General features: G+C 54.4%; 7 protein-coding genes and 1 tRNA gene. 7 read left to right on the forward strand and 1 reads right to left on the reverse strand.

The window, feature by feature from the left end:
• Positions 1-10 precede the first annotated feature (10 nt).
• The 7 genes from Q9292_RS09485 to Q9292_RS09515 all read left to right on the forward strand — a co-directional run bounded on the left by Q9292_RS09485 (position 11) and on the right by Q9292_RS09515 (position 7473).
• Positions 11-1138: a glycosyltransferase family 4 protein gene (locus Q9292_RS09485; RefSeq protein ID WP_313987287.1), complete on the forward strand. Its 1128-nt coding sequence runs from the start codon at positions 11-13 to the stop codon at positions 1136-1138.
• Positions 1135-2421 (forward strand): O-antigen ligase family protein, encoded by a 1287-nt coding sequence (locus Q9292_RS09490; RefSeq protein WP_313987290.1) that lies wholly within the window; start codon positions 1135-1137, stop codon positions 2419-2421. Before Q9292_RS09485 ends, Q9292_RS09490 begins: the two co-directional genes overlap by 4 nt.
• Entirely contained in the window at positions 2405-3523 is a 1119-nt protein-coding gene (locus Q9292_RS09495; protein WP_313987293.1) for a glycosyltransferase family 9 protein, read from the forward strand. Before Q9292_RS09490 ends, Q9292_RS09495 begins: the two co-directional genes overlap by 17 nt.
• The gene (locus Q9292_RS09500; protein WP_313987295.1) at positions 3516-4580 is read left to right on the forward strand and encodes a glycosyltransferase; all 1065 of its coding nucleotides are present in this window, start codon (positions 3516-3518) and stop codon (positions 4578-4580) included. Before Q9292_RS09495 ends, Q9292_RS09500 begins: the two co-directional genes overlap by 8 nt.
• A 6-nt stretch (positions 4581-4586) precedes the next feature.
• Positions 4587-5576 carry a glycosyltransferase family 9 protein gene (locus tag Q9292_RS09505; RefSeq protein WP_313987298.1) on the forward strand — a complete coding sequence of 330 codons (990 nt, stop codon included), beginning with the start codon at positions 4587-4589 and terminating at the stop codon, positions 5574-5576.
• 8 nt (positions 5577-5584) lie between these two features.
• On the forward strand, positions 5585-7321 hold the full coding sequence (msbA, locus tag Q9292_RS09510) for a lipid A export permease/ATP-binding protein MsbA (protein WP_275356790.1): 1737 nt from the start codon (positions 5585-5587) through the stop codon (positions 7319-7321).
• A 75-nt stretch (positions 7322-7396) separates the two neighbouring features.
• Positions 7397-7473, forward strand: a tRNA-Met gene (locus Q9292_RS09515).
• Here the strand turns inward: Q9292_RS09515 and Q9292_RS09520 are convergent.
• A partial coding sequence (locus Q9292_RS09520) for a hypothetical protein (RefSeq protein ID WP_313987301.1) occupies positions 7444-7666 on the reverse strand: 223 nt, incomplete at its 5' end. The genes Q9292_RS09515 and Q9292_RS09520 overlap by 30 nt on opposite strands.

The raw sequence follows: 7666 nt of genomic DNA on the forward strand, positions 1-7666 counted from the left end.
AAGTCTGCTTTTGCGAAAACTCACGGTTTTACAAGTGCTGCCTGCCTTGCAATCTGGCGGTGTGGAGCGCGGCACCCTGGAGGTGGCTGCAGCACTGGTGGCACAAGGGCACCGCTCGCTGGTGATGTCCGCGGGCGGGCGCATGGTGGCCGAGCTTGAGGCGGCTGGCAGTACGCACTTGACCTGTCCGGTCGGACGTAAGTCATTACTGACCTTGTTATGGATTCCCAAATTACAACGCATTTGGCGGCAAATGCAGGTGGATATTGTCCATGTCCGTTCGCGCTTTCCAGCCTGGGTGGTGTATTGGGCCTGGAAAACCATGCCACGTGCACAGCGTCCGCGCTTGGTGACGACAGTGCATGGGTATTATCGGCCTGGCCGGTATAGCCGGATCATGACCGCGGGCGAGCAAGTGATTGTGATCTCAAAAACCATACAAGCCTATGCGCAAACGCACTACCAGCTTGAAAACCATAAGATGACGCTGATCTACCGCGGGGTGGATACCACTCAGTACTTCCCGGGCTACCAGCCAGAGGCGGACTGGAAGCAGCAATGGTTTGCCCAATATCCGCAGACCCAGGGCAAACGCCTGCTATTACTCCCGGCCAGAATTTCGCGCTGGAAAGGCGCGGAGGATTTTGTCGAGCTGGTGGGGGTGGTTTGTCGTCAACATAAAGATATTCATGCTTTGCTGGTGGGGGAGGTCGATACTGGCAAGCAGGCATTCGCAGCGACTTTGCAACATCAGATTGCGCTGGCCGGCCTGAGCGATTGCGTGACGATGACCGGTTATCGCAAAGACGTGAAAAATATCATGGCGATTTCCGAGATCGTCTATTCGCTGTCTTTAGCGCCTGAGGCGTTTGGACGGACCACGCTGGAGGCATTGAGTCTGGGTGTGCCGGTGATTGCGTATGATCATGGTGGCGTGGCGGAGCAAATGGCTGCCTTATTACCGGAGGGGGCTGTGCAAGTGGGCAATATTGCTGAAGCGGCGATTCTGACCCTGAACTGGTTGGAAGAGCGGCCTGCGGTGCGCCCGAATACCCTGTTTACCTTAGCCGACATGCAACAGAAAACGCTGGACGTTTACCAGCGCGTCATGGCTCAGCCTTTGGATGTGAACTCATGATGTTTGCACGTACAATGTTTAAAGTCTGGCCTTCAGGATGGGCAGACAGCACTGCGGTGCGGATGCCGCCGGGCTTGGCTTGGGCTTGTACCTTGCTGGCGGTGATGATGATCGCCTGGAGTCCGTTTTCTGGCGGGGCCCGATTGCCCACCGCTTTGCTGGCCATGGTAGGCGTGTTTTTATGCTTTAGGTCGGGAGTGGCAATATTCAGGCAGTCTGTAGTGCGTCGCTGGAGTGCAGTCTTCTTGCTGCTATGGTTGCCGATGTGGCTGTCGTGCTTGCAGGCTGAACATCCCCAAGCCAGTTTGGCGGCGATAGCCTGGTTTAGCCTGCTGTATTTTGCAGCGCTCCCATTATTGCTGACATTCCAGGTGACCCGCTATCGCCAGCTGTTTGCGCAATGGGTGACGGGCATCATGCTGTTGTGGATGCTGGATAGCAGTATTCAATATCTTTTCGGCGTCGATCTGCTTGGTATTGCCAAAACACCGGAAGGCCGCATTACCGGCATGTTTCATGACTTGCACCAAGGGATTCTGATGTTACCCATGTTGCCGCTGCTGTTTTATCACTGGTTGCCCCAGCGTCCCTGGTTGGCGTGGGGACTGGTGCTAGGCGTTGGCGTGGTGGTGACGCTCTCTGGTGCCAGAGGATACTTGTATATATTTTTGCTGATGTTGTTACTGGCCTTGTGGCAGCAGCGGGCAAGCTGGAAAGTGTGGGCCGCGGTACTTTGTATGCCCTTGCTGGCTGTGGCATTGGCTGGTGCGTTGAGCCCGCAACTGGCCAAATATAAACTGCAGCATACGCAGGCGATTGCGGATACGCAGCAGTCGACGTTTGACCGCGTGAATCATGCGTTAAGCTACCGCCTCAATTTGTGGGAAACCGGGCTACACATGTGGCAGGCGCACCCGCTTACCGGTGTCGGCAGCAATCACTTCAAGCGTGTTTATGCCGAGTATGCCACGCGCAGTGATGACCCTTTTGTGGCTCACCCTACCCATACGCATAATATTTATGTTGAGTGGCTGGCCGAAACCGGCCTGGTGGGTGGCATCGGCCTGATCGCGATTATGGGGTTATGTGTGGCCTGGTTCAGGCAAGCGGCGCGTCCGCTACAACAGCAAGCCTGGCCTTATGCCTTACCACTGATGGTGATTTATTTTCCACTCAACACCACGCAACCCATGCTGGTGCCTTGGTGGTTTCCAGTGCTCATGCTATTGGTCTGCCTCATGATTGCAAGTCTGCAAAGGGATCAGGATGCACAAGCAAGCTAGGCTAAAGAGTTATCTGGATGCTGACTGTCTGTCGGATTCACTCGATCAGACTGTGGTCTGCGATTTGCCCGCCCGTCAGGAGATCAAACGTATCCTCATCATTAAATGGGGGGGGATGGGGGATATTGTGATGAGCACAGCCGCCATCGAAGATATTCACCAGGCGTTTCCACAGGCTGTCTTGCATTTAAATACCTTACCAGCCTGGCAGTCCCTGTTTGCAGATGATCCTCGATTTGAGCGCATCTGGTGCTTGAATCTGCAGCAAAAATCAGGGCGTTGGCGTATTTACCGGCAGTGGCTGGCTGAAGTGGCAGCCATGCAGTATGACTTGATCATTGATTTGCAAACCAATGATAAAAGCCGGCTGTTACTGAGCCTGTTGCGATTGAGTGGTCGCGCGCCCAGGTGGCTGTTGGGCAATCATGCGCGCTTTCCTTACACGGTACGTCAAATTCATGCATTGTCGCAAGCGCATAGTTTTCAAATCTTGCAGCAGACCTTAATCACAGCAGGCATCCCCGCCCTGACCACTGGACCAACATTGGCTGTGAGTGCTGCTGCGCAAACGGCTGCCCAGCAGTTGTTAAGCCAGCATGGGCTGACGTCTCAGCCTTTTGCGGTATTTTTATGTGGTAGCCACGCCGGGATGGCGACCAAGCGCTGGTGCGCCGAGCACTATGCTGCGCTGGTGGCACATTGTATTGCGCGTGGGGAGCGTGTGGTATTGCTGGGCGGGCAAGATGAGGCCGAGACGTGTCAGCAGATTGCCAGCCGTCATCCTGCGCAGGTGGTGAATTTATGCGGGCAAACCAGCTTGCTGGCCGTGCCCGCTATTTGTGCGCGGGCGCAATATATTGTTGCTAACGATACCGGAACTGCACATTTGGCGGCAACCACCCCTACGCCCATGGTGGTGCTTTGTGGGCCGACCAATCCACTGCGGGTCAAACCGGTAGGCGCGCAAGTTGTCGCCTTGCAACTCGATTTGCCTTGTAAAAACTGCTATACCAAGCAATGCAGCCATCACTCCTGCATGCGACAGTTGACGCCCGCGCAGGTATTCCCTTATTTGCCAGAAGTGAAGCGCCATCATGCCTAAGGTGATTTGGTGGGGGCGTTCAGACCTCAATTATTCCCGCAACCGTATCAGTCGGCAATTGCTGCAGGCCTTGGGCTGCCAGCTCATCGACTTCAGGCCACATCTGAGTGGCTGGGGGGATGTTGAAGCGCAGTTAAAAGGCCTGCCTACGCCCGACCTGGTGTGGGTGCCCTGTTTCAGGCACAGAGATGTTGAAGCCGCCAGCCGCTGGGCGCGCAGACGCGGTGTGCCGCTCGTATTTGACCCCTTGATCAGTGCCTGGCAAAAGCAGGTGTATGAACGGAACAAGTTTGCTGAGCAGAGCCCGCAAGCACAGCGCTTGCTCAGCACCGAGACAAAGTGCTTGCAGTTGGCGGATATGGTGTTGCTGGATACGGCGCTGCAACAGCAGATGTTTATTGAACGTTTTGGCTTGTCAGCAGAAAAAACCGCGGTGGTCTATGTAGGCGCGGAGCAGCCACTGTTTTCGCCGGTGTCGCTGGTTAAGCCCCGACCCCTGAGCACAGAAGTCTTGTTTTATGGCAGCTTTATTGCGCTACATGGGGTAGAAACGGTGATTGAAGCCGCCAGACTGACGGCGGCTCAACCGCATCTGCGTTGGGTGTTGTTGGGCGATGGCCCGACCAAGGCGGCGGCACGGCAGCAAGCGGCGGGCTTGGCTAATGTGCATTTTGAAGACAGTTTGGCCTATCCCAATTTGCCAGGCCGGATCGCCAAAGCGGATATCGTGCTGGGCGTGTTTGGCGGCTCGCAAAAGGCCGCGCAGGTCATTCCTAATAAAGTGTTTCAGGGCCTGGCCTGTGGCCGTCCTGTCATTACGCGCAGCAGTGACGCTTATCCGGCGGCGATGCCCAACGGGCCGTTGAGCGGTTTGTGGCAGATCGAGGCAGCGAATCCTGCCGTCCTGGCCGATGCGGTCATGCAATGCGTGAATAGCCAGCAGGACAAAAAAATGGCAGCACGTACTTTATATACGCAGTACTTTTCGCCTGCGCAGTTAGAACAGCAACTCAAAGAGGCGCTGGGCAGACTCGGCGTGTCCTTTGAGTGCAGGTAAGCAAGCATGATGACCTGCGCTCAACCCCGTATCCTCATGATTACGCTGTCCAATATTGGGGACGCCATCCTGACGACGCCGGTACTGGCAGCCCTGCATGCGCACCTGCCAGAAGCGCGCATAGACCTCGTGAGTGATGTCCGTTCTTCAGCCTTGTTTGACCCCTGTCCTTATATTGACCGTATTTTCGTGCGCGACAAACGTTCAGGCTGGGCGGGCTATGTGCAATTGATTCGCTTGTTGAGAAAAACCCGGTATGACGTCCTAGTCGATCTGCGCACGGATTTTTTGCCTTATCTGCTGCGGGCAAAGCAAGTGTTTAAAAAACGTTCCAATGCCAGCACCATGCACCTGCACTCGGCAGAAAAACATTTGGCGGCCGTGCAGACGTTAGTCGGCGATCTGCGGCCCAACGCAACCTTGTGGGCCAGCGAGCAAGATCATGCCTTGGTTGCAGACCTATTTCCCATGCTGGGCCAAGGGCGCTGGTTGGCGATCGGGCCGGGCGCAAATTTTGCCGGTAAAATCTGGCCAGTCGAGCGTTATGCAGCGGTGGCCAATGCGCTTGCAAATGCAGTCTCTGGCGTGGTGTTGCTGGGTTCGCAGGCGGATGCCGCCCTCGCACAACGCTTTGTTGCACTGGCTCAGCTGCCTGTGCAGGTGGCGTGCGGACGATTAAGCTTGCCGCAGTCTTATGCCTTGCTGCAAAAGTGTGATGGCTATCTTGGCAATGACTCCGGGCTCGGGCATATGGCCGCCGCGGCGGGTTTGACGAGCCTGACCTTGTTTGGCCCGGGTTCGCCGGTCCGTTATTTGCCCTGGTCTCCACACGCGCACTTTATTCAAGATGCACAACAGGATATTCTCGGGATTGGTGTAGAGGCCGTGGTGGCTCGTCTGCAGGGCTTGTTGGCCGAGATGACTGTCGATGCCCAAGTCCAATCTCATATAGGCTCCTCTGATTCAAGGTCGCCCAGCGCTCATAAAAACCATTAGTCTTTACCATGATCAATCACACTCCCAGCGCGTATGCGCAACTGACCCGGCTCATGGCCTATCTCAAGCCTTATTGGGCCACTTTTTGTCTGGCGCTGGTTTGCCTAGTAGTCTTGTCCGCCAGTAATACCGGTTTTCTCAGTACCATCAAGCATGTGACGGATGAAGGGTTCACCACGCAGACACAGACCTATGCGCGCTTGACGCTGGCAGCGATGCTGGGTGGCTTGTTGTTGGTGCGTGCATTGGCAGGCTTTGGCTCCAATTACCTGATCAGGATTGTCGGCCGCCGCGTCATCGAGGATGTACGCAATCAGGTTTTTGCACACATGCTGAAGCTGCCCACCAGTTTTTTTGATCAGCACGCCATTGCCAATATCACCACCAAAATGACGTTTGATTGCGAGCAGTTATATAGTGCGGTCACCAAAGTCATCATCTCCTCCATTCGCGATAGCTTGACCATTATTGGCATCGTCTCTTATATGCTTTATCTGGATTGGAAACTGACGCTGGTGTTTTTGCTGCTGTCGCCGCTGATTGCCCGATATCTGAAAAAAATGACACCTAAATTGCGTAACTCTGGCCGTCAGGTGCAAGCCAGCATGTCAGACATGACACAGGTGATTGAAGAGGCCGCCAGTGGACAGCGCGTGGTCAAGGTGTTCAGTGGCGAGCAGTATGAGTATGAACGCTTTAGCCATATCGTTGCCACTAACCGGCAAATGATGGTCAGGTTAGGGCGCATCTCTGGTTTAAACAGTATGTTTGTCGAGATGCTGGCCGCCATTGCGTTAGCCATGGTGATCTATTACTCTGCCGGCCAGTTTACCGCTGGTGAGTTTGCGGCTTTTATTGGCGCCTTGCTCATGCTGATTGGTCCGGTGAAAGCGATTACTTCTGTGAATGAAGATGTGCAAATTGCGATTGCCGCCTGCCAAAGTGTGTTTGCCGTGCTGGATACGCCTGCCGAAAACAATCAGGGTCAGGTGGTTTTGGCTGAGCCCATCCGCCAAATTCGCTTTGAGCAGGTCACTTTTCAGTATCCGCACGCGAACAGTCCGGCGCTAAAAGAGCTCAACCTGACCATCCATGCTGGTGAAACGGTGGCCTTGGTTGGCATGTCAGGGGGCGGCAAGTCTACACTGGCGCATTTGTTGCCCCGTTTTCATGAGGTGCAACAAGGGCAGTTACTGATCAATGATCTCCCTATCCAGCAACTGGCGCTGGCTGAGCTGCGCCAGCAGTTTGCATTCGTCAGTCAGGAAACCGTCTTGTTCAATGACAGCATTTACCACAACATTGCCTACGGCAGTTTACGTGGGGCCTCTAAAGAGGCGGTGATTGCAGCAGCAAAGGCGGCACATGCCTGGGAGTTCATCGAAAAACTGCCACAACAACTGGACACGCATATTGGTGACAGGGGCTTGCGGCTCTCCGGCGGCCAACGTCAAAGACTGTCGATTGCGCGCGCCATGCTTAAAAATGCCCCCATCTTAATTTTGGATGAAGCGACGTCCGCGCTCGATAATGAATCCGAACATAACGTGCAGGCCGCACTGACCCAGCTCATGCAGGGCCGAACCACCATCATGATCGCGCACCGCCTCTCCACCATTCAGCATGCCAGTCGAATAATCGTCATGGATGGTGGTCGTATCGTTGAAGAAGGTGTGCACGAGCAACTCATGCAGGCCGGCGGCAAATATGCCACGCTCTACCATCTCTATGGAAAAAGCAAATAACAGTTGACACTGTTTTTGAAAGTTTGCTATAGTCTCACCTCTCGACGCAACACATGTTTTATTAGTCGATTCGGACGCGGGATGGAGCAGTCTGGCAGCTCGTCGGGCTCATAACCCGAAGGTCACAGGTTCAAATCCTGTTCCCGCAACCAAGCAAAAATACGTTTTAAAATTAAATGAATTTGATGCTTGACCGAACGAAAAACCTCTGTATAATGCGCGCTTCGCTTGAAACGTTGGAAGTTAAAACGGAAGAGCGAAAAGCCTTCGAGGCACTGTTCTTTAAAAATTAGGATGACTGATAAGTGTGGGTGTTTGTAGTTGGGTGTGAACGCATTTGATGCG

The organism is Methylophilus sp. VKM B-3414 (assembly GCF_032248435.1).
In the GTDB taxonomy this organism is placed as follows: domain Bacteria; phylum Pseudomonadota; class Gammaproteobacteria; order Burkholderiales; family Methylophilaceae; genus Methylophilus; species Methylophilus glucosoxydans.